This is a genomic window from Mesorhizobium loti, assembly GCF_003148495.1.
In the GTDB taxonomy this organism is placed as follows: Bacteria; Pseudomonadota; Alphaproteobacteria; order Rhizobiales; family Rhizobiaceae; genus Mesorhizobium; species Mesorhizobium loti.
This window is the reverse complement of record NZ_QGGH01000002.1, coordinates 675681-701961: the sequence shown is the minus strand read 5'-3', so window position 1 is coordinate 701961 and position 26281 is coordinate 675681. Positions and strand designations below refer to the sequence as shown.

Annotated in this window: 21 protein-coding genes; 6 read left to right on the top strand and 15 right to left on the bottom strand. The window is 63.3% G+C overall.

Annotation, left to right across the window (positions count from 1 at the left end; all coding sequences use genetic code 11):
* The first annotated feature begins 85 nt into the window (after positions 1–85).
* Positions 86–1099, top strand: coding sequence for an endonuclease/exonuclease/phosphatase family protein (locus C8D77_RS11825; protein WP_245468920.1), 1014 nt, complete (start codon positions 86–88; stop codon positions 1097–1099).
* Between the two features lie 4 nt (positions 1100–1103).
* On the opposite strand, the gene C8D77_RS11820 is transcribed toward C8D77_RS11825, so the two are convergent.
* The 3 genes from C8D77_RS11820 to C8D77_RS37585 form a co-directional block, all read right to left on the bottom strand.
* Entirely contained in the window at positions 1104–1703 is a 600-nt protein-coding gene (locus tag C8D77_RS11820; protein ID WP_109662616.1) for a DUF922 domain-containing Zn-dependent protease, read from the bottom strand.
* 142 nt (positions 1704–1845) lie between these two features.
* Positions 1846–3525, bottom strand: a complete 1680-nt coding sequence (locus tag C8D77_RS11815; RefSeq protein ID WP_109662614.1) for an electron transfer flavoprotein-ubiquinone oxidoreductase — start codon at positions 3523–3525, stop codon at positions 1846–1848.
* A gap of 63 nt (positions 3526–3588) precedes the next feature.
* Positions 3589–3735: a hypothetical protein gene (locus tag C8D77_RS37585; RefSeq protein WP_164548655.1), complete on the bottom strand. Its 147-nt coding sequence runs from the start codon at positions 3733–3735 to the stop codon at positions 3589–3591.
* A gap of 10 nt (positions 3736–3745) precedes the next feature.
* Here C8D77_RS37585 and C8D77_RS11810 point away from each other — a divergent pair, with 10 nt between their 5' ends.
* From C8D77_RS11810 to C8D77_RS11795, 3 genes are all read left to right on the top strand, one after another.
* Positions 3746–4390 (top strand): hypothetical protein, encoded by a 645-nt coding sequence (locus C8D77_RS11810; protein WP_109662611.1) that lies wholly within the window; start codon positions 3746–3748, stop codon positions 4388–4390.
* Positions 4391–4440: 50 nt separating this feature from the next.
* Complete coding sequence (locus C8D77_RS11805; protein WP_109662608.1) at positions 4441–5325, top strand: uracil-DNA glycosylase; 885 nt, start codon at positions 4441–4443, stop codon at positions 5323–5325.
* A 253-nt stretch (positions 5326–5578) separates the two neighbouring features.
* Positions 5579–6391: a helix-turn-helix domain-containing protein gene (locus C8D77_RS11795; RefSeq protein ID WP_109662603.1), complete on the top strand. Its 813-nt coding sequence runs from the start codon at positions 5579–5581 to the stop codon at positions 6389–6391.
* On the opposite strand, the gene C8D77_RS11790 is transcribed toward C8D77_RS11795, so the two are convergent.
* Positions 6392–7294: a DMT family transporter gene (locus tag C8D77_RS11790; protein WP_245463088.1), complete on the bottom strand. Its 903-nt coding sequence runs from the start codon at positions 7292–7294 to the stop codon at positions 6392–6394.
* 71 nt (positions 7295–7365) lie between these two features.
* Positions 7366–9672: a xanthine dehydrogenase family protein molybdopterin-binding subunit gene (locus C8D77_RS11785; RefSeq protein WP_109662599.1), complete on the bottom strand. Its 2307-nt coding sequence runs from the start codon at positions 9670–9672 to the stop codon at positions 7366–7368.
* Between the two features lie 156 nt (positions 9673–9828).
* On the opposite strand from C8D77_RS11785, the gene pepN reads away from it, so the two are divergent.
* A complete protein-coding gene (gene pepN / locus C8D77_RS11780) occupies positions 9829–12474 on the top strand; it encodes an aminopeptidase N (RefSeq protein WP_109662597.1) in 2646 nt (881 codons plus the stop codon).
* Positions 12475–12498: 24 nt separating this feature from the next.
* Here the strand turns inward: pepN and C8D77_RS11775 are convergent, their stop codons facing one another.
* Both C8D77_RS11775 and C8D77_RS11770 read right to left on the bottom strand, forming a co-directional pair.
* On the bottom strand, positions 12499–12804 hold the full coding sequence (locus C8D77_RS11775; RefSeq protein WP_109662594.1) for an addiction module antidote protein: 306 nt from the start codon (positions 12802–12804) through the stop codon (positions 12499–12501).
* Between the two features lies 1 nt (position 12805).
* A complete protein-coding gene (locus tag C8D77_RS11770; RefSeq protein WP_109662591.1) occupies positions 12806–13102 on the bottom strand; it encodes a type II toxin-antitoxin system RelE/ParE family toxin in 297 nt (98 codons plus the stop codon).
* 228 nt (positions 13103–13330) lie between these two features.
* Here C8D77_RS11770 and C8D77_RS11765 point away from each other — a divergent pair, with 228 nt between their 5' ends.
* Positions 13331–15652, top strand: a complete 2322-nt coding sequence (locus tag C8D77_RS11765; protein WP_109662588.1) for a PAS domain-containing sensor histidine kinase — start codon at positions 13331–13333, stop codon at positions 15650–15652.
* A gap of 45 nt (positions 15653–15697) precedes the next feature.
* On the opposite strand, the gene C8D77_RS11760 is transcribed toward C8D77_RS11765, so the two are convergent.
* The 8 genes from C8D77_RS11760 to ccmE all read right to left on the bottom strand — a co-directional run bounded on the left by C8D77_RS11760 (position 15698) and on the right by ccmE (position 26280).
* Positions 15698–16177, bottom strand: coding sequence for an EF-hand domain-containing protein (locus C8D77_RS11760; RefSeq protein WP_109663338.1), 480 nt, complete (start codon positions 16175–16177; stop codon positions 15698–15700).
* Positions 16178–16228: 51 nt separating this feature from the next.
* On the bottom strand, positions 16229–19189 hold the full coding sequence (locus tag C8D77_RS11755; RefSeq protein WP_109662585.1) for a bifunctional [glutamine synthetase] adenylyltransferase/[glutamine synthetase]-adenylyl-L-tyrosine phosphorylase: 2961 nt from the start codon (positions 19187–19189) through the stop codon (positions 16229–16231).
* Positions 19189–20664 (bottom strand): sensor histidine kinase, encoded by a 1476-nt coding sequence (locus C8D77_RS11750; RefSeq protein WP_109662580.1) that lies wholly within the window; start codon positions 20662–20664, stop codon positions 19189–19191. The genes C8D77_RS11755 and C8D77_RS11750 overlap by 1 nt, the downstream gene beginning before the upstream one ends.
* A gap of 7 nt (positions 20665–20671) precedes the next feature.
* On the bottom strand, positions 20672–21346 hold the full coding sequence (locus tag C8D77_RS11745) for a response regulator transcription factor (RefSeq protein WP_164548653.1): 675 nt from the start codon (positions 21344–21346) through the stop codon (positions 20672–20674).
* Between the two features lie 325 nt (positions 21347–21671).
* A complete protein-coding gene (locus C8D77_RS11740; RefSeq protein ID WP_109663335.1) occupies positions 21672–23225 on the bottom strand; it encodes a Do family serine endopeptidase in 1554 nt (517 codons plus the stop codon).
* Positions 23226–23357: 132 nt separating this feature from the next.
* Positions 23358–23825 carry a cytochrome c-type biogenesis protein gene (locus C8D77_RS11735; RefSeq protein WP_109662576.1) on the bottom strand — a complete coding sequence of 156 codons (468 nt, stop codon included), beginning with the start codon at positions 23823–23825 and terminating at the stop codon, positions 23358–23360.
* Entirely contained in the window at positions 23822–25813 is a 1992-nt protein-coding gene (locus C8D77_RS11730; RefSeq protein ID WP_109662574.1) for a heme lyase CcmF/NrfE family subunit, read from the bottom strand. The genes C8D77_RS11735 and C8D77_RS11730 overlap by 4 nt, the downstream gene beginning before the upstream one ends.
* A 23-nt stretch (positions 25814–25836) precedes the next feature.
* Positions 25837–26280, bottom strand: coding sequence for a cytochrome c maturation protein CcmE (gene ccmE / locus C8D77_RS11725; RefSeq protein ID WP_109662571.1), 444 nt, complete (start codon positions 26278–26280; stop codon positions 25837–25839).
* Position 26281: the final 1 nt, after the last annotated feature.

Below are 26281 nucleotides of genomic sequence, written 5' to 3'. Positions count from 1 at the left end.
GCATGGGCATTTCGTCATCTTGATTGAGCCGCATTTTTGCCGATAAGCAGGCGGTATGGAGAGAGCGAGCTTCGGGACATTGCTGATGTCGGTTGCATTCTTGGCAATGCTCGTCTGTTCGGTCGCGCTGGTGGCCGGGTTTTTCGGAACGCTGCATCCGGCCTTCGATTCTTTCTCGCATTTCCGCGTCCACCTTGCCGTGCTGATGGCGCTTTGCGCGCTGCCGCTGCTGGCCACGACATTTCGCTTGCAAGCAGCCGTGGCGCTGCTTTTTGCCGTGGCGGCTTTTGCCACGACCTTGAACACTTTGCCCAGTCCATGGCCGGTTCAAGCTGCCTATGAAGCCAAGAACGAAAATCGTGCGACCTACAAGCTGCTGCAGATGAACCTGCGCTACGACAATCCGACGCCAAAGAAGGTGCTGTCGCTGATCGGCCGGACCAATCCCGACGTGATCACCCTCGACGAGGTGTCGGCGATGTGGGCGACCGAGCTTGGCTATATCAGCAGCGCATATCCATACCGGATCCTCTGCCCGTATCCGAACGGCATATTCGGCGTCGCACTGCTCTCGCGGCGGCCGTTTGCCGCCGGCACCGAGGCGCGTTGCGAACGGCGCGGCGCGATGGCGACAGCGACCGTCGACTTCGGCGGCATTGACGTCGACGTCGCCGCCATCCATCTCAGTTGGCCGTGGCCACGCGAGCAGTACTGGCAGATTGGTGAGCTGACGGAATCGCTGTCGGCTCTCGGCGAGACGGCGATCATGGCGGGAGACTGCAACGCCGTGCCATGGAGTGCCGCCGTGCGGCGCGTCGCCTCGCTCGGCGGGCTGACCGTCATGCCGTCCGCCGGCCCGACATGGATCCACATCAAGCTGCCGGATTTCCTGCGGCGCTTCGCCGGCCTGCCGATCGACCAGGTTTTCAGCAAGGGCGGCGTGACCATCCATTCCGCGACACGGCTGGAGGATACCGGCTCGGACCACCTGCCGGTCATGGTGGAATTCTCGCTCAGGCTGAACCAGCAAAAGCCGGCGGACGACCATGAAACCGCGACCGCGTCGCTGATACCGGCTGCTGGAAAAACGCCAGGCTAAAAGATCAAGGTCTGACCAAAGCGGTGACGAGATGCTCGACATGGCCACCGTCGCGATGCTCGCTGGCGTCGAAAGCGATCTGCTTCGCCTCATATGCGGCATAGGTGGCATGGATACGCCGCTGCGCCTCGCGGCGCGTCTTGTAACAGGACCGGTCGTCGGCAATGCTGAGGCCGGTGATCGATCTTTCGGTGGCGCGCATCATTTCCCTGGCGAGGCGGCCATGGGTTTCTTCGTGAGCGCGGACGCCGGCGAAGAACCGCGCCCAGCGCTTCTGGAGCGCCGGCGGAGTGGTCGAGGCGACACGCGGAAACGTATAGAAGAGATTGAGCGTGCCGTTGGCGCTCCGCAGGCGGCAGACGCCATTGTCCTGGCCGGCGTCAAGGTTCCAATCCACGGTGTAGCCGGTCTGTGCGATGGCGTGCGTCATGAAGCCGTGCTTCGGCCCTTTGCGGTCCATCGCCCCCATCAGCGCGAGACCCGTGGTCCCGGTGATATCATAGGTCCGCGTCCTGACCACCACCCTGGTGCCGGCCGAGGCCATCGGAGCGGAACCGAACAGCGCGCCGATCACCAAAAGGCATGCCAGAACCGCCAAGCGCATTGGCCATCTCCCTGTCGTCAGGAGATGGAACCATAAGCGCGCGGCAGTTTCAACAGTCCTAATATTTCACAGGCCCGGAAGACCCAAACCATCGCCGGCATTTGTGCTTGCGGCGGCCAAGCCTGTCCGGTCGGCGCGTGGCTTACATGCCCTGGTAGACCGGGCCTTCGCCGCCTTGCGGAGGCACCCAGTTGATGTTCTGGTTCGGATCCTTGATGTCGCATGTCTTGCAGTGGACGCAGTTCTGCGCGTTGATGACGAAGCGCACGTCCTTGGCTGCGGGATCGGCGGCGGCATTGCCGTCCTTGTCGACCCATTCATAAACGCCGGCCGGACAGTAGCGCGTCGAGGGCCCCGCAAAGACATCGTGCTCGGAACGTTTCTGCAGCTCCATTTCGCCGACAAGCAGATGGACCGGCTCGTTTTCCTCGTGGTTGGTGTTGGACAGGAACACCGAGGACAGCCGGTCGAAGGTCAGGACGCCATCGGGCTTCGGATAGGCGATCTTCTTGTGCTGGGCGGCAGGCTCGAGCGTGGCATAGTCGGCCTTGCCATGCTTCAGCGTGCCGAAGGGCGATATCCCGAACAACGTGTTCAGCCACATGTCGAGGCCGCCGAGACCGACACCGATGATGGTGCCGAAGCGCGACCATAGCGGCTTGACGTTGCGCACCCTCTTCAGATCCTTGCCGATGTCGGTCGCCCGCCAGGCTGCCTCATAGGAGGAAAGTTCGTCATTGGCACGACCGGCACCGATCGCCTCGGCGACGTGCTCGGCCGCCAGCATGCCGGACAGCACGGCATTGTGCGACCCCTTAATGCGCGGCACGTTGACGAACCCGGCCGCACAGCCCATCAGCGCGCCACCGGGGAAGGACAGTTTCGGCACCGACTGCCAGCCGCCTTCGGTGATGGCGCGCGCGCCGTAGCCCAGCCGCTTGGCGCCTTCGAAGGTACCGCGGATTGCCGGATGGGTTTTGAAGCGCTGGAATTCCTCGAACGGCGACAGCCAGGGATTCTTGTAGTTGAGATGGAGGACGAAACCGACCGCCACCTGATTGTCCTCGAGGTGGTAGAGGAACGAGCCGCCGCCGGTCTTCAGGTCGAGTGGCCAGCCGAAGGAATGCTGGACAAGGCCCGGCCGGTGATTCTCCGGCTTGACCTGCCAGAGTTCCTTGAGGCCGATGCCGTATTTGCCCGGTTCGCGGCCATCGGAAAGCTTGTATTTGGCGATCAATTGCTTGGCGAGCGAGCCGCGCGCGCCCTCGCCGATCAGCACATACTTGCCCATCAGTGCCATGCCGGGTGCGAAACCCGGGCCGTGCGTGCCGTCCTTCTCGACGCCCATGTCGCCGGTGACGACGCCGGTGACGGCGCCTTCTTCATTGTAAAGCAGGCCGGACGCGGCAAAGCCTGGATAGATCTCGACGCCGAGCGCCTCGGCCTTGGTCGCCAGCCAGCGGCAGACATTGCCGAGCGAGACGATGTAATTGCCGTGATTGTTCATCAGCGGCGGCATCAGGATGTTGGGCAGACGGAACGAGCCTGCAGGGCCAAGGACGAGGAAATGGTCCGCCGTGACCGGCGTCTTGAAAGGGTGGCCTTCCTCATCACGCCAGCCTGGCAAGAGCCGGTCGATGCCGATTGGATCGACGACGGCGCCGGAGAGGATATGGGCGCCGACTTCGCCGCCCTTTTCCAGGACGACAACCGAGAGCTCGGGATTGACCTGCTTGAGGCGGATGGCGGCGGCGAGGCCGGCCGGGCCGGCGCCGACGATAACCACGTCGAATTCCATGCTTTCGCGTTCGATGTCGCTCATCAACCCCTCCGCACTGGCTTATCCCATTCGGGTATCTTGCTGGCTCCTGCGCTGCATAGCGCATCAATTGGCGACAGGAAACCGGCGCATACGTGACAATGCGGTTTTGGCCAAAAAGTCGCGCATCGCGAGGCTGGGCGCGTGCTTTTCGTCCGGCATTGCCCTGGGCGCTTGCGTTTTTAATTGTTCGACGGCTTGCTTATCGGCCATACTTCACGCCATGCGCATTCCTGGGCCAGCCGGCTTTTCATCGACGCGCTTTGTTTTCCCGCCCGGCCGGACCCGCCGGGCGCTCCTTTTGGCCCTTCTGATGTTGGCACCGGGTCACGCCGCCGCGGACGAGGTGAAAGTCTGGGCGACGGGCGCCTACTCCTTCTCCGATGAGCTTGGCGGCTTCCACATCACCGGCGCTTCGGGCATCGGCACGAAGGATGATCCGCTGGTGATCACCGAAGAGCTGAATTCGTCAACGCCGGTCACGCTGACCATCCGCACGACAAAGCCGATCCAGGCTTTCGGCTCGGCCGGCGAATTCGCCAACGGTATCATGTATATGCGCATCGACGTGCTCAACAACAGCGGCCAGGCCTGGATCGAGTTCCAGTTCGAGCTGCAGGAGATCCTGAACCAGCCGAGCGTGTTCGGCGACGGGCTTTCGTTCGACCAGCGCAACAAGACACCTGACAACATCTGGTCGAGCAATTTTGCCGATTTCGATCGTGATTTCGAACCTTATGACCGGCTGCTGTTCAGGAACGGCAAGGTCGACCCGCTGAAAACCGCCAGGTTCGAATTCCTGATGACCGACTACACGCCGCGCTGGACTTTCTATCTGGTGCAGGATCCGCGCATACCGACGGGGTAGAGCAAGCGGCCAGCCTTGCAAATTGCCGCCACGCGGACGAATGTGCCGGCATGACTGCCGCTTTCCCAAACAACAGACCCGATATCGCCGACCTGCTGGCCTTTTATGCCAGCGTGGGCGTCGACGAGGCGCTTGAAGATCGGTCGGTGAACCGATTCGCCGAGGTTGCGCCAAAGCCTATGGAGCGCGCGCCGACGGTGGCGTCTTCGGGCGACACCGTCGCACCGCAGCGTTCGACGAACATCTCTCGCGCCGAAGCCGGAGACAGAGCAAATGCGCCACCGGTTGCGCGGCCGCCATCTGCGACGACTGCGGTTCCCGACGAAGCGCAAGCAGCACTTGCCCGCCAGTTGGCAACGACGGCAACGACACTGGACGAGCTTCGCCAGCACATGGCGTCGTTCGACGGCTGCAATCTCAAGACCACCGCCAAGAGCCTGGTGTTCGCCGACGGCAACCCGGAAGCAGCTGTGATGCTGGTCGGCGAAGCGCCTGGCCGCGACGAGGACATCGAGGGCCTGCCCTTCGTCGGCCGCTCGGGCCGGCTGCTCGACCGCATGCTGGCAGCGATCGGGCTCGACCGCACTTCGGTCTATATCGCCAACGTCATTCCCTGGCGGCCGCCGGGCAATCGCACACCGACGCCGCACGAAACCGAGATTTGCCGGCCGTTCATCGAGCGGCAGATCGAGCTGGTCAATCCGAAGGTGCTGATCAACCTTGGCGGCCCGTCAGCCAAGACCTTGCTCAATACCTCCGAAGGCATCCTGCGGCTGCGCGGCAACTGGCGGGTCCATACGACGGCATCCGGCATCGCCATTCCCGCCATGCCAACGCTGCATCCGGCTTATCTCTTACGAACGCCCGCGCACAAGAAGCTGGCGTGGCGGGATTTTCTCGAGGTGAAGGCAAAGCTGCGGGCGCTGGGAGATTAGCCAATCTCACCCCTCGTGGGGGAGATGTCCGGCAGGACAGAGGGGGGCGCGAAGGATCGCAAGCCTTTGCGATCTTCCCTTTGGTTTCGCCTCAAACACAGTCTTGCTGGCACGTCGGCGGGACAGCGCCCCCCCTCCCTCTGCCTTGCCAGGCATCTCCCCCACGAGGAGGGAGATCGGATGTCACCTCGGCCTTCGCCAATAACCTCCCAGGTAATTGAAATACGTCTCCTCTCGGCCTAACCATGCCCTCATGACCACATCCCAAACCTCCGCCGGCAGCCTTATTCGCGAATGGCGCACGCGACGTCGTATGAGCCAGCTCGACCTCGCGATGGAGGCCGAGATCTCGCAGCGGCATCTGAGTTTCGTCGAAAGCGGCCGCGCCGCGCCCTCGCGCGACATGGTGCTGCATCTGGCCGAGCAGCTCTCCATTCCGCTCAGGCAGCGCAACCAGTTGCTGCTCGCCGCAGGCTTTGCCCCCAGCTTCGGCGAGCGCTCGCTCACCGACACGACGCTGGCGCCGGCGATGGCGGCGGTCGAGATCGTGCTCAAGGGGCACGAGCCTTTCCCGGCACTCGCTGTCGACCGCCACTGGAACCTGGTTTCGGCCAACGCCGCCATCGCTCCCTTCCTTGCCGATATCAGCGAGGCTTCGCTGCTGACGCCGCCGGTCAACGTGCTTCGCCTCAGCCTGCATCCCGGCGGCATCGCACCACGCATCGTCAATCTCCAGGAGTGGCGAGCGCATCTGCTTGAGCGCCTGAAACACCAGAACGACGCCTCCGGCGACCCGGTGCTGGTCGAGCTGGAGCGTGAACTGCGGACCTATCCGTCCGGCTTGAAGGGCAGCCGGCCGACGCCTGTCGAGCCGAATGCCATCGTGCACCCGCTCAGGCTGGCGCATGGCGATCAGGTGCTGTCATTCATCAGCACCATCACCGTCTTCGGCACGCCGCTCGACGTGACGCTGTCGGAACTGGCGATCGAATCGTTTTTCCCGGCCGACGAGCAGACGAGGACGGTGCTGGTGCGATTGGCGAAGGAGCGGGCCGAACTGTCGTAATCACCCTTCAGGCAAAGATGCCTTTCGCGTGCGGGTGCGCTCCAGGCCAAGCTGACGCTCGCGCCAGATGATGAAAATCCCGGCGGCAACGACGATCAGGCCGCCGACGAGCATGTTCAGCGTGGCGACGTCGCCGAAGACGAGATAGCCGACGACGACGCCGAGGATCATCGAGGTGTACTCGAACGGCGCCACGACCGAGGCCTCGGCATGGCGATACGCCGCCGTCATCAGGATCTGGCCGAGGCCGCCGCAGAAGCCGGCGGCAACCAGAAGAGCCGCCTGGAGTGGCGTCAGCGCCTGCCAGCCGAACGGCAGCGACAGCAGCGACATGATGCTCGCCGTCACCGAAAACCACAGGACGATGGTCGCGGTGCGCTCGCTTTGCACGAGATTGCGCACCAAGAGCATGGCGACGGCCGAGATCGCCGCCGCGACCAGAGCGGCCACGACGCCGAGCACCTCCTGGTCGTCGAGCGCCTCGTCGGAACTCAAGAGCGTCAGCTCCGGCCAGGAGATGATCAGCACGCCGACCAGACCGACCGCGACCGCGCTCCAGCGATAGACGCGGATGGCTTCGCCGAGAAAGATCGAGCTGAACACCACCACCAGCAAAGGCTGCGCATAGTTCAGCGTGATAGCCTCCGGCAGTGGCAGCCGGGTCAACGCGAAAAAGCCAAGTCCCATGGCGCAGACGCCGACGACGCCGCGCGCGATATGGTTGAACGGACGCTTGGTGGTGAACGCGGTGCCAAGTTTTCCCCTGAAGGCCAGGAACGCGATGATCGGGAAGATGGCGAAGAAGGAACGGAAGAAGACGATCTGCCCCGCCGGAACGGTACCGGCGGCCTTGATGCAGGTCTGCATGCCGACGAAGACCGCCACTGACACGATCTTGAGCATGATGCCGGTGAGCGTGTTGTGCCCGCCAGCATGATCGCTGGCTGTGGCTGAGGAATTGCCGGGACCTGCTGTCACGCTCCCGCGGCTTCCCGGATCGTTGCCCAGATGCGCGCCGGCGTTGCCGGCATGTCTATGTGCCTGACGCCGTAGGCGCGCCAGAGGGCGTCGGTCACCGCATTGAGCGCCGCCGGCGTCGAGCCGATAGTGCCGGCCTCTCCTGCCCCCTTGATGCCGAGCGCATTGGTGGTCGATGGCACGTTGCGGGTCTCGAAATGGAAGAACGGGAAATTGTCGGCGCGCGGCATGGCGTAGTCCATGAAGCTCGCCGTCAGCAGCTGCCCGTCCTCGCCATAGATGGTGTCCTCGGTCAGCGCCTGACCGATGCCTTGCACGACGCCGCCATGCACCTGACCGGCAAGCAGGATCGGATTCACGGTGACGCCGAAATCGTCAACGATGGTGTAGCGGACAATCTCCGTCGCGCCGGTGTCGGGATCGATCTCGACCTCGCAGATATGGGTGCCGTTGGGATAAGTGCACTCGTCCTGCACGAACTCGCCGAAGCCCTTGAGATCATCGGGCGTCTTGGCGGCTTTGGCGATGGCGGAAAAATCGATCGAGCGATCGGTGCCGACGATACGGGCAATGCCATCAGACAGCTCGATGTCGCCGGCCGAGGCTTCAAGCTCGTCGGCAGCGATTCGCTTGATCTTGTTGGCCAAATCCTCGCCCGCGCGGGAAGCTGATACACCCCCAAGCGGAATGGAACGCGAGCCGCCGGTGCCGCCGCCGGCCTTCAACTCGTCGGTGTCGCCCTGGCGGACGTGGATCTTGTCGATGTCAAGATTGAGCTTTTCCGACAGGAACTGCGCATAGGCGGTGGCGTGACCCTGCCCGTTGGTCTGGGTGCCGATCTTCAGCGTCACCGTGCCGTCGCCGTTGAGTTCGACGAAGGCCGGTTCGGAGCCCGGAAAGGCGCAGGCCTCGATATAGGTCGCCATGCCGAGGCCGCGGATCTTTCCGCCGGCTTTCGACTGCGCCAGCCGCGCCGGGAACGCTTTCCATTCGGACCGTTCAATGGCGCGCTCCATATGGCCTTCGAACTCACCATTGTCGTAGAGGCGGCCGGTCTGCGTTCGGTAGGGAAACTGCTCCGGCCGGATGAAGTTGCGGCGGCGGATCTCCTCGACCGGCAGGCCGAGATCATGGGCGCAGGCATCGACAAGCTTTTCCAGCAGGAACGCTGCTTCCGGCCGGCCGGCACCGCGATAGGCATCGACCGGGCAGGTGTTGGTGTAGAGGCCGGTGACCGAGACATCGAGCGCCTGGATATCATAGACGCCGGTCGACATGGTGACGCCGATATAGGGAATGAACGGACCGTATTGCGAGATATAGGCGCCAATGTTGGCGAGCAGGTCCACCTTCATGCCAAGGAAACGGCCATCCTTGTCCAGCGCCATCTCGGCCGTCACGAAATTGTCGCGGCCTTGCGCGTCGGTCAGGAAGTGCTCGGTGCGGTCGCCGGCCCATTTCACCGGACGGCCAAGCCGCTTTGCCGCCTCCAGCACCAGCGGATATTCGCGGTAGACGAAGCTCTTGGGCCCGAAACCACCGCCGACATCGGGCGTGATGACGCGCAGCTGAGCCTTCTTGATCTTGAACAGGCCGGCCAGGATGTATTGCATGGAATGCACGCCCTGCGACCCCGTGGTCAGCACGAAGCGGTTCTCCTCAGCGTTCCACTCGCCGATCGCCGAGCGCGGCTCCATGTAGTTGCAGACCAGCCGGTTGTTGACGAATTCGATGCGGGTGACATGGGCAGCTTTGGCGAAAGCCGCCTTGGTCTTCGCCTTGTCGCCCATGTGGTAGGTGAAGGCCCGGTTGGAACCAAGCTCCGGCCAGACCAGCGGTGTGCCTTCGGCAAGTGCCGTTGCCGTCCCGGAGGCCGCATCTTCGCTGTCATAGTCGACGTCGATCAGTTCGGCGGCATCCTGCGCCAAAGCACGGCTGTCGGCGACGACGAAGGCAACGGCATCGCCGACATAGTTGACGCGGTCGCGGCACAGGATCGGAATGTCGCGCGTCGGAGCCTTGGTGCCGTCCGGCTGTTCCTGCATGACGCCGGACTTGAGATCGCCGAGATGGGCAAGGTCCTTGCCGGTCAGCACCAGATGGACGCCGGGTGCGGCTTTGGCCGCTTCGGTCGAGCCGATGGTGAAACTGGCCTTGGCGACTGGCGAGCGCAGAACATAGCCATGCAGGACGCCAGCCGGCTGGATGTCGTCGGTATAGCGGCCCTGTCCCTGGATGAAGGCGGCATCCTCGCGCCGCAGCACGGATGCGCCCATGCCGAATTTCGGTGTGACGACGGTCAATGGATGCCTCGCGGTGATGACGGAGAAGGAAGGCCTGAAATAGGCATTGCCTCAGTTTTGTCGAGGGGCCGTTTCGTGTAAAGAGCGCGGACTTCAAATTTCTTGGACCAGCGGACACAATCCGCCCCCAACGCCATCGACAGGAAAACCCACGGAATGCGCACGGACACCGGCCAGGTCTTCAAGCTCGAAGACTATCGCCCCAACGATTACCTCATTCCGCAAACCAACCTCACTTTCCGCCTTTCGCCAGACGCAACGCACGTCACCGCCTTACTCACGGTCGAGCGCCGTGATGGCGTCTCCGTGTCGGCACCATTGGTGCTCGACGGCGACGGGCTGACGCTCAAGCGCATCGAGATCGACGGCAAGAAGGTGAAACCGGCGGATATGCTGGCGAGCCCGGACCAGCTGACCATCCTCAAGCCGCCGGCCGCGCGCCGCTTCCAACTGCTGATCGAGACCGAGTTGGCGCCGGCGGGCAATGAAGCGCTGATGGGCCTCTACCGCTCGAGCCATGTCTACTGCACGCAATGCGAGGCCGAGGGCTTCCGCCGTATCACCTATTTCCTCGATCGACCCGACATCCTGTCTGTCTACACGGTGCGCATAGAGGCAATGCGCGACGAGGCGCCACTGCTCCTGTCCAACGGCAACCCGGTCGACAAGGGTGACCTCGGCGACGGCTGGCACTATGCTAGTTGGCACGACCCCTTCCCCAAGCCGTCCTATCTGTTCGCATTGGTGGCCGGCAATCTCGGCCAGCTCGCCGACAGTTTCGTCACCCTGTCCGGCCGCACGGTCGAGCTCGGCATCTATGTCGAGCCCGGCAAGGAGAAGCTGGCCGGCTATGCGATGGACGCCCTGAAGCGGTCGATGAAATGGGACGAGGAGGCGTTCGGCCGGGAATACGATCTCGACGTCTTCAACATCGTCGCCGTGTCCGATTTCAACATGGGTGCGATGGAGAACAAGGGTCTCAATATCTTCAACGACAAATATGTTCTGGCCGATCAGGAGACCGCGACGGATGCCGATTTCGCCAATATCGAGGCGATCATCGCGCATGAGTATTTCCACAATTGGACAGGCAACAGAATCACTTGCCGCGACTGGTTCCAGCTCTGCCTGAAGGAAGGCCTGACCGTTTTCCGCGACCACGAGTTCTCCGCCGATCAGCGCTCGCGCGCGGTCAAGCGCATCGCCGAAGTGCGGACCTTGCGCGCCCACCAGTTTCCCGAGGACCAAGGCCCGCTGGCGCATCCGGTGCGGCCGCGCCGCTACCGCGAGATCAACAATTTCTACACGGCGACGGTCTACGAGAAGGGCTCCGAAGTGGTGCGCATGATCCGCACAATTCTCGGAGTCGACGTCTTTCGCGCCGGCATGGACCTCTATTTCGAGCGGCACGATGGTGACGCGGCGACGATCGAGGATTTCATCAAGGTGTTCGAGGATGCGTCCGGCCGCGACCTGTCGCAGTTCGCACTTTGGTATCATCAGGCGGGAACGCCCAACCTGACGATCAGTTCGACGCACAATCCGGCTGCGCGGGAGTTCACTCTCGAAATCGAGCAGTCGGTGCCGCCGACACCCTCCGAAAGCCGCAAGCGGCTGATGCACATCCCGCTCGCCTTCGGCCTGATCGGCGCCGGCGGCAAGCCCGTGGACTACAGCGGTGTCGAGGGCGCCAGCGTCGAGGACGGCGTCATCCATGTCCGCAAGCGCCGCCACATGGTGCGGTTTTCAGGCGTCACTGAGCGCCCGGCCGTGTCGCTCAACCGCGGCTTTTCGGCCCCAGTAACATTGTCCGTCGAGCAGAAAGCCGACGACCAGTTCTTCCTCGCCCGTCATGACAGCGACGCCTTCTCGCGCTGGCAGGCCTTCAACACATTGCTGACCGATGCGCTGATATCAGCCTTCCGCGAGATCCTCGGCGGCAAGCAGCCGGCCTTTGCGCCGCGGCTGATCGAACTCGCCGGCGGCATCGCCGGCGACGAGACGCTGGAGCCGGCCTATCGAGCACTGGCGCTGGCCCTGCCGGGCGAAGCCGACATTGCCCGCGACATCGGCAGGAATATCGACCCCGACGCCATTTATGCGGCTCGCGAGGCGCTGGCGCTGGCGATCGGCACTGCGAACCGCGACGCTTTTTCGGGGCTCTACGAGCGCCTTGCCGACAGAGAAGCGTTCAGCCCTGACGCGGCGAGCGCCGGACGACGCGCCTTGCGCAACACCCTGCTGGATTATCTGTCGCTGCAGCCGGGCGGAGCGGCACTTGCCGCCGGGCATTTCCAATCCGCGACCAACATGACCGACCGCGCGGCCGCACTTGCCGTGCTCGCGCATCGTCACGACGGTTCGCCCGAGGCGATCAAGGCGCTGGCGGCTTTCGAGACGGCCTATGGCTCCGACCCGCTTGTCATGGATAAATGGTTCCAGATCCAGGCCAGCGTTCCGGGGCCGCAAACCGTCGACACAGTGAAGGCCCTGACCAGCCACCCGGCCTTCTCGATGGGCAATCCGAACCGGGTGCGCTCGTTGATCGGCACGTTCTCAAGCGCCAACCAGACCAGCTTCCATCGTGCTGACGGCGAAGGCTACTGGTTCTTTGCTCAGACTGTGCTCGAGGTCGAAAAACGCAACCCGCAAGTGGCGGCAAGGCTGGCGACGGCGCTCAGATCGTGGCGTTCGCTCGAACCTTTGCGGCAGGCCAAGGCCAGGGAAGCGCTGCTGTCGATCGCCGGCGCCGAAAACCTGTCGGCTGATCTGCGGGATATCGTCGAGCGCACGCTGGCGTGAGTGCGTAATCTCTTCAAGCGCCCGTTAGACCAGTCCCGGCTGATGGGACTGGGGCCTAGCGGTCAACTCGATTCCGAGCGCCTTCATCACGGCAATCGTCGTTTTCAGGGTCGGATTGCCGTTCTCACTGAACGAGCGATAAAGCTGTTCACGCGAAAGTCCCGTCTGGCTCGCTATCTGGGCCATGCCTTTGGCGCGGGCCACGACCCCCAGCGCGTGCGCGATATAGCCGGAATCCTCGGAAGCAAATGCTTCCGCCATGAAGGCCGCAATGGCCTCATCGGAGGTCAGGCCTTCCGCCGGATCAAAGGTTGTCAGTTTTTCAGCCATGTCATTCACTCCATTCTTTTGCCAGCCGTTTCGCTGTCGTGATGTCCTTCTTCTGAGTGCCTTTGTCGCCCCCGCATAGGAGGACGATGATCGTGCTCCCCCGCTTCTGAAAATACACGCGGTAGCCGGGACCGTAGTGGATACGCAACTCGCTTATCCCCTCCCCCACGGGCTCGACATCTCCCGGATGCCCATAGGCAAGACGGTCGAGCCGGGCAAAGATCGCTCCTCGGGCGCGCTCATCCCTCAGTCGCGTCCACCATTTTCGGAACGTTTCGGTCTGCTTCAGATCGATCATGAGAGAGTGTAGTTTATAAACTACAATCTGTCAAGCAAACCTCAGAGAGATGGTCGCGCACTCCATAGGGGGCATTGGCCCATTTCGGCGTTATTTTAGTCGATTTTTAATCTTTTTTCGCCGGACCACTGGACAAGGCGAATCACCTTTGATTCTTTACTGACGATTCGGATGTGCGGCGTTTGCCGGATCAACAAGCAGCATAGGCAAATTCGGGGAGTGCCATTTATGGCGAAGGCGGACGCGTGGGGCGCGCCCGGAGGGACGGCTTTTGCGCATCGAGAGACGCGCAGCGACGGCCTTGCTGGGAATACGCGGCTCATCGCCGAACCGGCCTACCGGCGGCTTCTGGCCGCCGAGCCGCTGCTGCGCCGATCGATACCCGTCCTGATCATCACATTCCTGATCGTCATCGCGGCACTGCGCGTGCTGTCGCTGATGAACGAGCGCGACGATGTCGAGCGCAATGCCAAGGCGATCCTGACGCTGGCGGCTGGCCAGCTGGCCAGTTCGCTCGCCACCACCTCGGACACGGTGCCCGGCGCCATCCAGGATCTGCTGGAGACCACCAGCCGTCAGGGCGCGATGGGCCGCAGCCATGTGCTCGTCATCACCGACAGTGCGTTCAAGATCGTCGCGGTGACACCGCGCTCGGTGCCATGGCAGGGCCATTCGCTCGACGGCCTCGTCGAAGGCGGCCAGCCATTGTTCATGTTCGGCGATCGCGCCGGCGTCATGGACGTCAACATCGACGGACGCGACTGGTACGCGGCGGTCAGCCTGGCGAATGGCCAGAAAGGTGCGTCGGCGGCCCTGGTGCCGCAGGACGCGGTTTTCGATGCCTGGCGCAAGACTGTTTCGCTGAACGTCACCCTGTTCGTGCTGACGGCCGGTGTGCTGATCGTCATCCTCTACGCCTATTTCGGCCAGGCGGCGCGTGCGCAGGCGGCTGACCGCATCTACCTCGAAGCACATCAGCGCATCGACATGGCACTGGTTCGCGGCCGCTGCGGCCTGTGGGACTGGGACATGGTGCGCGGCAAGATGTACTGGTCGCGCTCGATGTACGACATGCTCGGCTACAAGCCCTGCGACACGATGCTGTCCTTCGGCGAGGTCGATCAGATCATCCATCCCGAGGACGGCGACCTGTTCGAGCTCGCCAACAGAATTGTCGCGCGCGAGATCGACCATATCGACCAGGTGTTCCGGATGCGGCATTCCGACGGCCAATGGGTCTGGATGCGCGCCCGGGCACAAGTCATCGATCCGGAAGCCCCGGAGATCCAACTGATCGGCATCGCCGTCGACGTCACCGAACAGCGTCATCTGGCGTTGCGTTCCGAGGCAGCCGACCTTCGCCTCAGAACGGCGATCGAGAACATCAACGAATCCTTCGTGCTGTGGGATTCGGCGCAGCGCCTGATCATGTGCAATTCCAAATACCAGCAGGACAACGGGCTTTCGGACCGCGACGTGATGCCGGGCGTCACGCGTGCGGCATTGGAAGAACGCATGCTGGCCTTTGCTTCCGAACGGCGGCTTGCCAACACCAGCGGACTGCAAGGCGGCGCCACTTTCGAGCGCCAGCTGGCGGATGGACGCTGGCTGCAGGTCAACGAACTGAAGACCCGGGATGGCGGCATCGTCTCGGTCGGTTCCGACATCACCCAGATCAAGCTGCACCAGGAGAAGCTGGTCGACAGCGAGCGCCGGCTGATGGCGACGATCCATGATCTCAGCCTCGCCCGCCGGGCGGAAGAAGAGCGTTCGCGCGAACTGGTCGACCTCAACCGCAAATACATGAAGGAAACCGAACGGGCCGAAGCGGCGAACCGGGCGAAATCCGAATTCCTGGCCAACATGTCGCATGAGTTGCGCACGCCGCTGAACGCCATCATCGGCTTCTCCGAACTGATGGAACAGGGGCTGTTCGGCCCGCTCGGATCGGAGCGCTACGAGGAATATGCCACCGACATCAACAGCAGCGGCAAATATCTGCTGGGCGTCATCAACGACATTCTCGACATGTCCAAGATCGAGGCCGGCCAGTTCTCGCTGGACCGGGAGGAGATCGACCTCGGCCCGCTGATCAGCGAAACGGTTCGCGTCGTTTCGCTGCAAGCGGCGCAAAAGGCCATCACCGTGGAAACCCGCATCGCCGACGCGCTGACGCTGGTCGCCGATCGCCGGGCGATCAAGCAGATCGTCATCAACCTTTTGTCCAATGCGGTGAAATTCACCGGCCAAGGCGGCCACATATCGGTCAGGGCCCGCAACACATCCGGCGCGCTGGTGCTGACGATCGAGGACAATGGCTGCGGCATCCCCAAGGATGCGCTCGGCAAGCTCGGACGGCCCTTCGAACAGGTGCAGAACCAGTTCTCCAAGAGCCACACCGGGTCCGGCCTTGGCCTCGCCATCTCGCGCTCGCTGGCTGAACTCCAGGGCGGCGCGCTGAAGATCCGTTCGACCGAAGGTGTCGGCACGATCGTGTCGGTGCGCATTCCGGTGAAGAAGCCCGCGCCGGCCATCAGGGTCGCGGCCTGAGCAGCAGGCTCCGACTGACACCGCCGGAGCCTGCTCCAGACAGCCTCACTGCATATCGCTGTTGTCTCCGTCGTCACTCCATTGACGGTGGCGGCCGAAGCGGCCGCCCTTCGGCAATTCGCTCTTTTCGATCTTGCCGTCATTGTTCTTGTCGAGCATTGCGAAGACCTTCTTCTCACGACTGGTGAGATCGTCTGTGGTCAGCGTGCCGTCGCCCTTGGTGTCGTAGCGGGCGATAATGCGTTTGGCCATCTGCTCGAAACGCGCTTTCTCAAGCGCATCGGCAAGCTGGGCGACGGTCAGCTTGCCGCCATTGTCGGCGACGAGCTTTTTCAGCCGCGCGTTCATAGCGCCGGAAAACTGATCGAAGGTGATGGTGCCGCCGGAATCGCTCATCGCCTTGTTGAGGCGCATCATCGTGCCCTCACGCATTTTTTCACTGGCATTGTTTTCGGCATAGGCCGTGGTGCCGACGGCGCCGGCCAAGGCTACGAAGGCAAGGGCAAGTTTCGTTGACTTTCTCATGGTCTTCTCCTGTTGCATCGTCACCCCCGATGCGGTCCGGCAGGCCGTTCATCACGGTCGTCCGGCACGAAGCAAAAGGTCGAAGTCTCTCCTGACCTTTTGCGACGTCTCTTTGAGGTGTGCTTCCAGCACACCGAAATCCGGCAGGTCAGTCACTGCCAGAAGCAGATCCGAAAGCCCCGGCGGAACATCGTCGCGCTCAAAGGCTCCGGTGAGGCACAGCCGCGTCATCTGGGTCAGTGCCAGATAGAGCGCGTAGGCGTCGCCAAGGTCCTGCCTGATCCCGGCATTGGCGAAACTCGGCGCAAGGCGCGACAGGATCTCGGCCGTGCCGGTAGCGCGCGGCCCAGCTTCGACCTGCCCGGTGATCTCAGCTACCTGGGCAATGAATTCGAGATCGATCAGACCGCCGGGGATCAGCTTGATGTCCCACAGATCGCGTGGCGGCTTTTCCTTTTCGATCATGGCCCGCATGTCGGCGGCTTCGGACATCACCTTTGCCGCGTCGCGCGGCTGGCCAAGCACTGCCGTCACTTCCGCTTCAACCTCGCCGCACAGGCTGGCGTCGCCGGCGATGGCGCGCGCGCGCGCCAGCGCCATGTGCTCCCAGGTCCAGGCCTCCTGGCGCTGGTATTTCTTGAAGGCATCGATATGGGTGGCCACAGGACCCTTGTTGCCGGATGGCCGCAGGCGCAGGTCGAGCTCGTAGAGCACTCCCTCCGCCGTCGGCGCGGACACGGCCGCGATCAGCCGCTGCGTCATGCGGGTGTAGTAGTGCGAAGGCGCCAGCGGCTTGTCGCCGTCGGATTCCTCGGCATCCGGCGCGTGGTCGTAGAGCAGGATCAGGTCGACATCCGATCCGGCGGTCAGTTCGCGGCTGCCGAGCTTGCCCATGCCGAGCAGCGAAACCACACCGCCGGCAATCGTGCCGTGGCGTGCCGCGAATTCTGCCGTCACCGCCTGCAACGCCGCCTCGATGGTGAGATCTGCCAGATCGGAAAAGGCGCGACCGGCCCGCGCCGGATCGATCGAGCCGGCGAGCAGCCTGACGCCGATCAGGAACTTGTGCTCGGAGGCAAAAATGCGCAGCCGGTCGAGCACGTCCTCATAAAGCCGGTCGCCCTCGACAAAGGCGGAAAGCCGCGCCGACAGATAGGCCCGGTCCGGTAGCTCTGTCAGCAAGGCCGGATCAAGCAGACCATCGAAGACATGCGGCCGGCGGGTGATGATCGCCGCCAGCCGGGGTGCAGCCCCCATGATCGTCGCCAGAAGCTTCAGCAGGGCCGGATTGGACTGCAGCAGGGAAAACAGCTGGATGCCGGCCGGCAGGCCGGCGAGAAACTCGTCGAAGCGCATCAGGGCTTCGTCCGCCCGGCGCGTCTGGCCGAAGGAGCGCAGCAGCGCCGGCGTCAGTTCCGTCAGCCGCTCGCGCGCCTCCGCCGACTGGGTGACGCGATAGCGGCCGAAATGCCAGCCGCGGATGACGCGGCAGATGTCGCTTGGCCGCTGAAAGCCGAGGCCGTGCAAGGTCTGCAACGTATCGGGATCGTCGACATCGCCGGTGAACACCAGATTGCCTATGCCCGTCGACAGTTCCGGCGCGGTTTCGAAAAGAGCCGCGTAATGGCGTTCCACCTGCTGCAGCGAGGCGCGGAACGCCAGGGCAAAGGCAGAAGCATCGGCAAAGCCGAGCATGCGGGCGATGCGTTCCAGTCCTTCATCGTCTTCCGGCAGCGTGTGCGTCTGCTCGTCGGCAACCATCTGCACGGCATGTTCGACGCGGCGCAGGAACCAGTATTGACGAGCCAACGCGTCGCACGCATCGGCGGTGATCCAGCCGCGTGCGGCGAGCTGGCCGAGCATCGGCACGGTCTCGCGGCCACGCAGTTCCGGGAAGCGTCCGCCGGCGATGAGTTGCTGGGTCTGGACGAAGAACTCGATCTCGCGGATTCCACCGCGCCCGAGCTTGACGTTGTGACCCTTGACGGCGATCTCGCCATGACCCTTGTGGGCGTGGATTTGGCGCTTGATCGAATGGACGTCGGCAATCGCCGCGTAGTCCATGTATTTGCGCCAGATGTAGGGCTGCAACTCCTTGAGGAAGGCAACGCCCGCGGCCAAATCGCCGGCCACCGGACGTGCCTTGATCATGGCGGCGCGCTCCCAGTTCTGGCCGCGTGCCTCATAGTAGCGCAGTGCCGCCTCAACCGGGATCGCCAGCGGGGTCGAACCGGGATCGGGGCGGAGCCTCAGATCGGTGCGGAAGACATAACCGTGCTCGGTGCGGTCCTGCAGGATGCGCACCAGGCGGCGCGTCAAGCGCGAGAACAGCTCGGTGGCATCGAGGGGATCAGCGACAGCGGGCGCTTCCGGATCGAAGAAAACCACAAGGTCGATGTCGGACGAGAAATTCAGCTCGTGCGCGCCGAGCTTGCCCATGCCGAGCAGGATCCAGCCCGATTGCTTCGACGGATTGTCGAGATCCCGCAGTTTGAGCTTGCCCTGGCCATATGCGTCGCGCAGCAGGAAGTCGACAGCGGCGCGGGTGCAGGCATCGGCAAGGTCGCTCAGCCGCCGCACCGTCAGCGCCGTTTCGGCTTCGCCGGCAAGATCGGCCAGCGCGATCAGGAAATGCGCCTCGGCCTTCCATTGGCGCAGCTCCATCATCAGGCTGGATTCCGAGACCGCCTCGGCGAGATAGGCCTGGTCGATGGCAGCGCCGATCGCTTTCAGCCGAGCCTCGACGGGCTGGTCGAAGAGGCCGTCCAGAATCCGCGGCCGGCGGCGTGCCGTATCGCGCAGGAACGGAGACAGATCGAAAACGGCGGCGAGGAAATCCTGGCTCTCCCCTTTGCCGGCCAGGAACTTGGCCAACCGCGTCAGCCCTTCTTCCCGCGCCGCTGAAGCGATCTCGGCCAGTTCTTGCCGCGCATGGCCTTCATCCAGCGGAGCAAGCCTGGCCGCCGGCTTCAGCAGCCAATCCGTCGCCGCCCGCTTTGCAGCCGTGCTCATCAGTGATCCTCCCGTGCCGGGAAACTCATGACCACGGATAATCCGGGATTGCCAGGCAAGAGATCAAGCCGGCCATTGTGGAACGTCATGACGGCCTTGGCGAGACTGAGGCCAAGACCGGAACCCGGCTGCGAACGGCTCTTCTCCAGCCGCACGAAACGTTCCGTCGCACGGGCGCGGTCGCCGTCGTCGGGAATACCATGGCCATTGTCGGCGACCGACAGCCGAACGCCCGCACCGACCCGCTCAAGTGCCACGCGTACGGCCGGCTGTGCGGTGGCGTCGGTCGAATATTTGATGGCGTTGTCGACGATGTTCGACAGCGCCTGGCCGATCAGTTCGCGGTTGCCGTTGACGAAGGTCGCCTCTCGGACATCTGCCTCGAGCGAGACGCCCGCCTCCTCCGCCACCGGCTCATAGAGCTCGACGACATCGCGCACGGCTTCCGCAAGATCGACGCGGTTCGTATTTTCAGACGAGTAGCCAGCCTCCAGCCGGGAGATCATCAGGATGGCGTTGAAGGTTTTTATCAGCTGGTCGGACTCGGCGATGGTGCCTTCCAGCGCCTGCCGGTAGTCTGATGTCTTGTGCTTGCCCGAAAGCGTCGCTTCGGCCCGGTTGCGAAGCCGGGTCAGCGGCGTCTTCAGATCATGCGCGATGTTGTCGGAAACCTGTTTCAGACCCTCGTTGAGCGTGGCGATTCTGGCCAGCATGGCATTGAGGTTTTCGGAGAGCCGATCGAACTCGTCACCGGCCCCGGTCACCGGCAGCCGGCCCGACAGATCGCCGCCCATGATGCGGCGGCTAGCTTCCGACACGCTGTCGATGCGCTTCAGCGCGGCGCGGCCGACAAAGAACCAGATTAGCAGTCCGCCAAGCCCCATCATGCCGAGCGCCAGCATCAAAGCACGGCGGATGACAGCGCGGAACCGCTCCGGCTCGCCGAGGTCGCGGCCGACCAGCATGATCATCTGGTTCGGCAGCCGCAGCACCAGCGCAATGGCGTTGTGGCCCTTTTCGCCCTGCGCCTGCGCATCGCTCTGTTCGGATTGGGTGCTACCCTGCTCGGCGGGCAGATTGCGCAGACGCTCAAGTTCTCCTTCGCCAAAGCGCTGATAGGAGAAAGGGCTGCTGGTCCAGCCTTCGGCTTCGAGAACGCCAGGTTCGAGACTCTGCACATTGCCGGTCAGAATCTGGCCGTTGGCGTCGGCGATCAGATAGAGATTGGCGCCGGGCTGACGTGAGCGCGCCTCGACCACACGGACCAACACCGGCAGGCCGCCGCGTTGATAGGCGTGAGCCAGACCGAGCACCTCGTCATTGATGGTGTCCTGTGTCTGCGCCGTCAGCATGCGTGCCGACAGCGAGGTCATGTAGAAGACGAGCGCCACAGCGCAGAGTGCGAAGAGCAGGAGGTAGAGCGCCGAAAGCCGCGCTGCCGTCGTCTTCATGATGGCTGGCACGGAAAGAGCCATGCTGCTGCTAGCCGCTCTTCAGCATATAGCCGGCGCCGCGAACCGTGTGCAGGATGGGCTTGTCGAAGCCCTTCTCGATCTTGCCGCGCAGTCGCGAGACATGGACGTCGATGACATTGGTCTGCGGATCGAAATGATAGTCCCAGACATTTTCGAGCAGCATAGTGCGCGTCACCACCTGGCCGGCATGACGCATGAGATATTCGAGCAGGCGGAATTCACGCGGCTGCAGCGTGATCTCGCGTGCCGCACGACGCACCGAATGCGACAGCCTGTCGAGTTCGAGATCGCCGACGCGGTAGACGGTTTCCGCTTCCTTGGCGCTGGCGCGACGGTTCAGCACCTCGACGCGGGCCAGAAGCTCGGAGAAGGCATAGGGCTTGGTCAGATAGTCGTCGCCGCCGGCGCGGAGGCCGGTGACCCTGTCATCGACCTCGCCGAGCGCCGACAGGATCAGCACCGGCGTCGTGTTGCCCCTGGATCTCAGACCGGCGATGACCGACAGGCCGTCGCGACGCGGCATCATCCGGTCGATGACCATCACGTCGTAGTCGCCGGCATCGGCGAGCGCGAAGCCGGTTTCGCCGTCACCGGCGACATGCGCGGTGTGACCGGCCTCGGTAAAGGCTTTCTGCAAGTAATCCGCAGCCTCGCGATCGTCTTCTATGACGAGAATCTTCATAGGGCTGTTATACGCGATTTCGCCGGAAGGTTGAGTGGCAGACATCTGCATTGTGGCCTTTGCCAAAGCGCATCGCGATCAAGATCATCCGAAGCCGTGCGCGATAAGTCCTCGCTCCCGATGTTGTTGCGTCAGACCGCAGAAGCGCTTTTGAATTGTGCGGCAGCGGGCGATAGGAGGCCCGCTGCCGCCGGGGGAGAGCGCGATGACTGACTAACGCGCGCTCCTCCATGCTTTCCCGTGCGGCGGCTCGGGGGTGTTTGAAACTGCCGCACTGGAAAAGTCGAACAGCTTCCGAAACCGAACTCCGGTTCCGGAGCCAGCGTCAGCCCTTGGCGACGGGCAGCGCGACGAAACGATTGGCGTCGTCGTGGGTGATCTGCATCAGCACTGCCTTGCGGCCGGATTTGACTGCTTCGGCCATCGCCTTGGTGACGTCTTCGATGCCGTTCACTTCGTTCGAATTGACCGACGTGATGATGTCACCGGGCTGGATGCCGCGATCGGCGGCGTCGCTGTCGGGGTCGACATCGGTCACCACCAGCCCCTTGCCGTTTTCGGACTTGGTAACGGTCAGGCCGAGATCAGCGAGCGAATCTGGCTTGGCCGGAGCGGCGGGCTGCGGCTGGTCGGCAGACGCCTGCTTGTCGCTTGAGGGCAACGTGCCGAGATCGACCTTGACCGTCTGGCTCTTGCCGTCGCGCCACACGGTGACATCGACCGACTTGCCAGGCGAATAGGCGCCGATCAGCCGGGCCAGTTCCTTCGGCGAAGCAACGTCCTTGCCTTCGACCTGGGTGATCACGTCGCCGGCCGTGATACCGGCCTTCTTTCCTGGGCCGTTGTCCTGGGCGCTGGAAACCAGCGCGCCGTTGTTGGACTTCAGACCGAGCGACTCAGCGATGTCGGAAGTGACCGGCTGGATTTCGACACCGAGCCAGCCGCGCTGCACGGAACCGCTCTTCATCAGGTCCTGAACGACCTGCTTGGCGGTCGAAGCGGGAATGTCGAAGGCGATGCCGACGCTGCCGCCGGACGGCGAGAAGATCGCGGTGTTGATGCCGACGACCTGACCGTTGAGGTTGAAGGTCGGGCCACCCGAATTGCCGCGGTTGACCGAAGCGTCGATCTGGATGAAGTCGTCGTAAGGGCCGGCGCCGATGTCGCGGCCACGGGCCGAGACGATGCCGGCAGTGACGGTGCCGCCGAGGCCGAACGGATTGCCGACGGCCACCACCCAGTCACCGACGCGAACCTTGGAATCGTCGGCGAAGTCGACATAGGTGAACTTGCCGACGCCATCGACCTTCAACACGGCGAGATCGGTGCGCGGGTCGGTGCCGATCAGCTTGGCGTCGAGTTCCTTGCCGTCATTCATCACCACGGTGAAGGCCGAGCCTTCCGAAACGACGTGGTTGTTGGTGACGAGATAGCCGTCATCGGAGATGAAGAAGCCGGAGCCCTGAGCAACCGGCCGCGGCTGGTCGTTGTTGTGATCGCGGTGGTTGAAGCGGCGGTTGCCGCCACCCTGGCCGTTCTGGTCGCCAAAGCCACGGAATTCCTTGAAGAAGCGGCGCAGCTGCGGATTGTCGGGCATGTTGTTCATGCCGTCCGGATCGTCGCCCTGGTCCGAGCCGTCATCGGCCGCGGGCTGGATCTTGGCCTTGACCTTGACGCTGACGACGGCAGGAGAAACGCGCTCGACGACATCGGCGAAGCCCGGCACCTGCGGCGCCTCGACGCGCACGGCGTCAGCCAGAACAGGGCTGGTTCCACTGGTCAGCGCGCCGACGCCGATAGCACCGGCCACGGCGATGGACGCGACGGCAGCCATGAGACGCTTGCGGGTGACGGAATATGAATTGGGGGCAATATTCATGGATTTCTTATCCTCTTTCAACGGACGCTGCTTGATCGGCATCCTCAGGAAAAGAGAATTAGAGCGGCGCACATTACCGCGCCATTTCCGACGCATGAAACTTTGGTAATGTTTGGAGGGTGACGGCGGTCGTCAGTCGCGGCGCAATATGGCGTCCAACGAGGCCTGCTCTTCGGCGGACAGGGATTTTGTCGCGAGCGTGCGGCGCGACCGCGCGGTCAGCACGATGAAAACGCCGCCAACCAGCAAGAGCAGGACAGGCGTGCCCCAAAGCAACGCATTGCGCAGGTCGAAACGCGGCTTCAGCAGTACGAACTCGCCGTAACGCGAAACCACGTAATCCATCACCTGCTGGTCGGTATCGCCGGCAACGAGGCGCTGACGTACAAGGATGCGCAGGTCACGGGCAAGGTCGGCGTCGGATTCGTCGATCGACTGGTTCTGGCAGACCATGCAGCGCAAGCCTTCCGACAGCGCCCGCGCCCGCGCCTCCAGCGCCGGATCAGGCAGCATCTCGTCAGGCTTCACCGCCAAGGCGGTGCCGGCAAAGAACAGTGCCAGCAGCAGGACAATCGAGGTCAGCGAAAACCGTGCGTTCATGGCAGGCCTGCGGACGTCACCGCGCTCGCCTGCTTGCGCCGCCGCGACGGCGCACCGACGCGCAGGCGCCGGTCCATCAGCGACATCGCCGCGCCCGCCATCATCATCAGGCCGCCACCCCAGATCAACGTCACCAGCGGCTTCCACCACAGACGCACCACGACGGAACCGTCTTTGCCCTCGTCGCCGAGCGAAATGTAGAGCTGCGAGAAGCCGATCGTCCTGATGCCGGATTCCGTCGTCGTCATCTGCCGCACCGGATAAAACCGCTTGGCGGAGCTGATCTCACCGACAGGACTGCCGCTGACGCCTATCAATTCGAAGCGGCCACGATCCTCGGCGTAGTTCGGTCCCTGGGCCGGATAGAGCCCGACGAAACGCAGCGTATGGCCGGACAGTTCGACGGTCTCGCCGGCATGCATCGACAGTATCTTTTCGGTGCCGAAGCAAAGCGTGCCGACGATGCCGAGCGTGGTCAGCCCAAGCCCAAGGTGGGCGAAGGCGGTGCCAAAGACCGAACGCGGCAGGCCGAGCAAGCGCTTGACCATGATCCTCGCGGCAACATTGCCGACCCCAGATTTGACGGCGAGGTCGGTAAGCGCGCCGAGGATCAGCCAGACGGCAAGGCCGACGCCCAGGGCTGCAAACACCGAGGCGCCATCGATGAACAAAGCGGTGACAAGCGTCGCCAGGAGGGCCGCGGCGAACGCCACCATCAGGCGTTGCGCGACGGCGAAGACATCGCCGCGCTTCCAGGCCAGCAGCGGCCCAAACGGAACCACCAGCAGCAGCGGCACCATCAGCGGTCCGAAAGTCAGATTGAAGAATGGCGCTCCGACAGAGATCTTGTCGGCTGAAAAGGCTTCGACGGCCAGCGGATAGAGCGTGCCGACTAGCACAGTCGCGGTCGCCGTGGTCAGGAACAGATTGTTGAGCACGAGCGCGCCTTCGCGCGAAATCGGATGGAACAGGCCGCCGGCCGTCAGCCTGGAGGCGCGCAGCGCAAATAGTGCCAGCGAGCCGCCGATGAACAGCGTCAGGATGCACAGGATGAAGACGCCGCGCGTCGGATCGGTGGCGAAGGCGTGCACCGAGGTCAAGACGCCCGAGCGCACCAGGAAGGTGCCGAGCAGCGACAGCGAAAAGGTCAGGATGGCGAGCAGCAGCGTCCAGATCTTCAGCGCCGAGCGCTTTTCCATGACGATGGCCGAATGGAGCAGCGCGGTGCCTGCCAGCCACGGCATGAAGGAGGCGTTCTCGACTGGATCCCAGAACCAGAAACCGCCCCAGCCGAGCTCGTAGTAGGCCCAGTACGATCCCATGGCGATGCCGCCGGTCAGGAACATCCAGGCGACCAGTGTCCACGGCCGCACCCAGCGTGCCCAGGATGCATCGATGCGCCCTTCGATGAGGGCGGCGACCGAGAAGGAAAAGCAGATCGAGAAGCCGACATAGCCGAGATAGAGAAACGGCGGGTGAATGGCGAGGCCTAGGTCCTGCAGGATCGGGTTGAGGTCGCGGCCTTCGATCGGCGCCGGATTGAGCCGGATGAACGGATTGGAGGTCGCCAGGATAAACAGGAAGAAGGCGGCGCCGATCGCGCCCTGCACCGCAAGCACGTTGGCGCGCAACGTCGCCGGCAGATTGGAGCCGAAGGCGGCGACAAGCGCGCCGAAGAAGGTCAGGATCAGCACCCAGAGCAGCATCGAGCCTTCATGATTGCCCCAGGTTCCGGTGATCTTGTAGATCAATGGCTGCAGCGAATGCGAATTTTCCCACACGCTCGCCACCGAGAAGTCGGAGCTTGCATAAGCACTCGCAAGTGCTGCGAAGGACAGCGCCGTTAAGGCAAAGCCGGTGACCGCGACCGGCCCGCCGACGGCCATCAGGCGCTGGTTGTTCAGGCGGGCGCCAAACAGCGGCACAAACGTCTGCACCAGCGAAAGCGCAAACGCCAGCACCAGGGCGAAATGTCCGGTTTCAACCATGGACTGTTGCTCTCCTGCCAGAGCTATTCACTCTTGCTCTCCTGCCAGACGCCCTTGGCTTTGAGGCCATCGGCCACTTCCTTGGGCATGTAGCGCTCATCATGCTTGGCGAGCACGCTGTCGGCAACAAAGACGCCATCCGGGCCGAACGTGCCTTCGGTGATGACGCCCTGCTCTTCACGGAAAAGATCGGGCAGGATGCCGGTATAGGTGACCTTGACCGATTTGTGCGTGTCGGTGACCGAAAAGCCAACCATCGCCCCCTGCCCGCGCTGGATCGTGCCTTTTTCAACCAATCCGCCCAGCCTGATACGCTGGCCAGGCATGACGCTGGCGGTGGTGAGGTCGACCGGCATGTAGAAATAGGACGCCTTCTGGCCAAGCGCATAGAAGGTCAGCCCGGTGGCCGCGCCCAGGAAAGCCAGCCCGCCCGCGATCACCGACAATCGTTTCTGTTTGCGCGTCATG

What these genes read in the sequence shown, in the direction of transcription:
- C8D77_RS11825 (WP_245468920.1), top strand. Translation starts at nt 86, where the DNA reads ATGTCGGTTGCATTCTTGGCAATGCTCGTCTGTTCGGTCGCGCTGGTG.
- C8D77_RS11820 (WP_109662616.1), bottom strand. Translation starts at nt 1,703, where the DNA reads ATGCGCTTGGCGGTTCTGGCATGCCTTTTGGTGATCGGCGCGCTGTTC.
- C8D77_RS11815 (WP_109662614.1), bottom strand. Translation starts at nt 3,525, where the DNA reads ATGAGCGACATCGAACGCGAAAGCATGGAATTCGACGTGGTTATCGTC.
- C8D77_RS37585 (WP_164548655.1), bottom strand. Translation starts at nt 3,735, where the DNA reads ATGGCCGATAAGCAAGCCGTCGAACAATTAAAAACGCAAGCGCCCAGG.
- C8D77_RS11810 (WP_109662611.1), top strand. Translation starts at nt 3,746, where the DNA reads ATGCGCATTCCTGGGCCAGCCGGCTTTTCATCGACGCGCTTTGTTTTC.
- C8D77_RS11805 (WP_109662608.1), top strand. Translation starts at nt 4,441, where the DNA reads ATGACTGCCGCTTTCCCAAACAACAGACCCGATATCGCCGACCTGCTG.
- C8D77_RS11795 (WP_109662603.1), top strand. Translation starts at nt 5,579, where the DNA reads ATGACCACATCCCAAACCTCCGCCGGCAGCCTTATTCGCGAATGGCGC.
- C8D77_RS11790 (WP_245463088.1), bottom strand. Translation starts at nt 7,294, where the DNA reads ATGCTCAAGATCGTGTCAGTGGCGGTCTTCGTCGGCATGCAGACCTGC.
- pepN (WP_109662597.1), top strand. Translation starts at nt 9,829, where the DNA reads ATGCGCACGGACACCGGCCAGGTCTTCAAGCTCGAAGACTATCGCCCC.
- C8D77_RS11775 (WP_109662594.1), bottom strand. Translation starts at nt 12,804, where the DNA reads ATGGCTGAAAAACTGACAACCTTTGATCCGGCGGAAGGCCTGACCTCC.
- C8D77_RS11770 (WP_109662591.1), bottom strand. Translation starts at nt 13,102, where the DNA reads ATGATCGATCTGAAGCAGACCGAAACGTTCCGAAAATGGTGGACGCGA.
- C8D77_RS11765 (WP_109662588.1), top strand. Translation starts at nt 13,331, where the DNA reads ATGGCGAAGGCGGACGCGTGGGGCGCGCCCGGAGGGACGGCTTTTGCG.
- C8D77_RS11760 (WP_109663338.1), bottom strand. Translation starts at nt 16,177, where the DNA reads ATGAGAAAGTCAACGAAACTTGCCCTTGCCTTCGTAGCCTTGGCCGGC.
- C8D77_RS11755 (WP_109662585.1), bottom strand. Translation starts at nt 19,189, where the DNA reads ATGAGCACGGCTGCAAAGCGGGCGGCGACGGATTGGCTGCTGAAGCCG.
- C8D77_RS11750 (WP_109662580.1), bottom strand. Translation starts at nt 20,664, where the DNA reads ATGGCTCTTTCCGTGCCAGCCATCATGAAGACGACGGCAGCGCGGCTT.
- C8D77_RS11745 (WP_164548653.1), bottom strand. Translation starts at nt 21,346, where the DNA reads ATGAAGATTCTCGTCATAGAAGACGATCGCGAGGCTGCGGATTACTTG.
- C8D77_RS11740 (WP_109663335.1), bottom strand. Translation starts at nt 23,225, where the DNA reads ATGAATATTGCCCCCAATTCATATTCCGTCACCCGCAAGCGTCTCATG.
- C8D77_RS11735 (WP_109662576.1), bottom strand. Translation starts at nt 23,825, where the DNA reads ATGAACGCACGGTTTTCGCTGACCTCGATTGTCCTGCTGCTGGCACTG.
- C8D77_RS11730 (WP_109662574.1), bottom strand. Translation starts at nt 25,813, where the DNA reads ATGGTTGAAACCGGACATTTCGCCCTGGTGCTGGCGTTTGCGCTTTCG.
- ccmE (WP_109662571.1), bottom strand. Translation starts at nt 26,280, where the DNA reads ATGACGCGCAAACAGAAACGATTGTCGGTGATCGCGGGCGGGCTGGCT.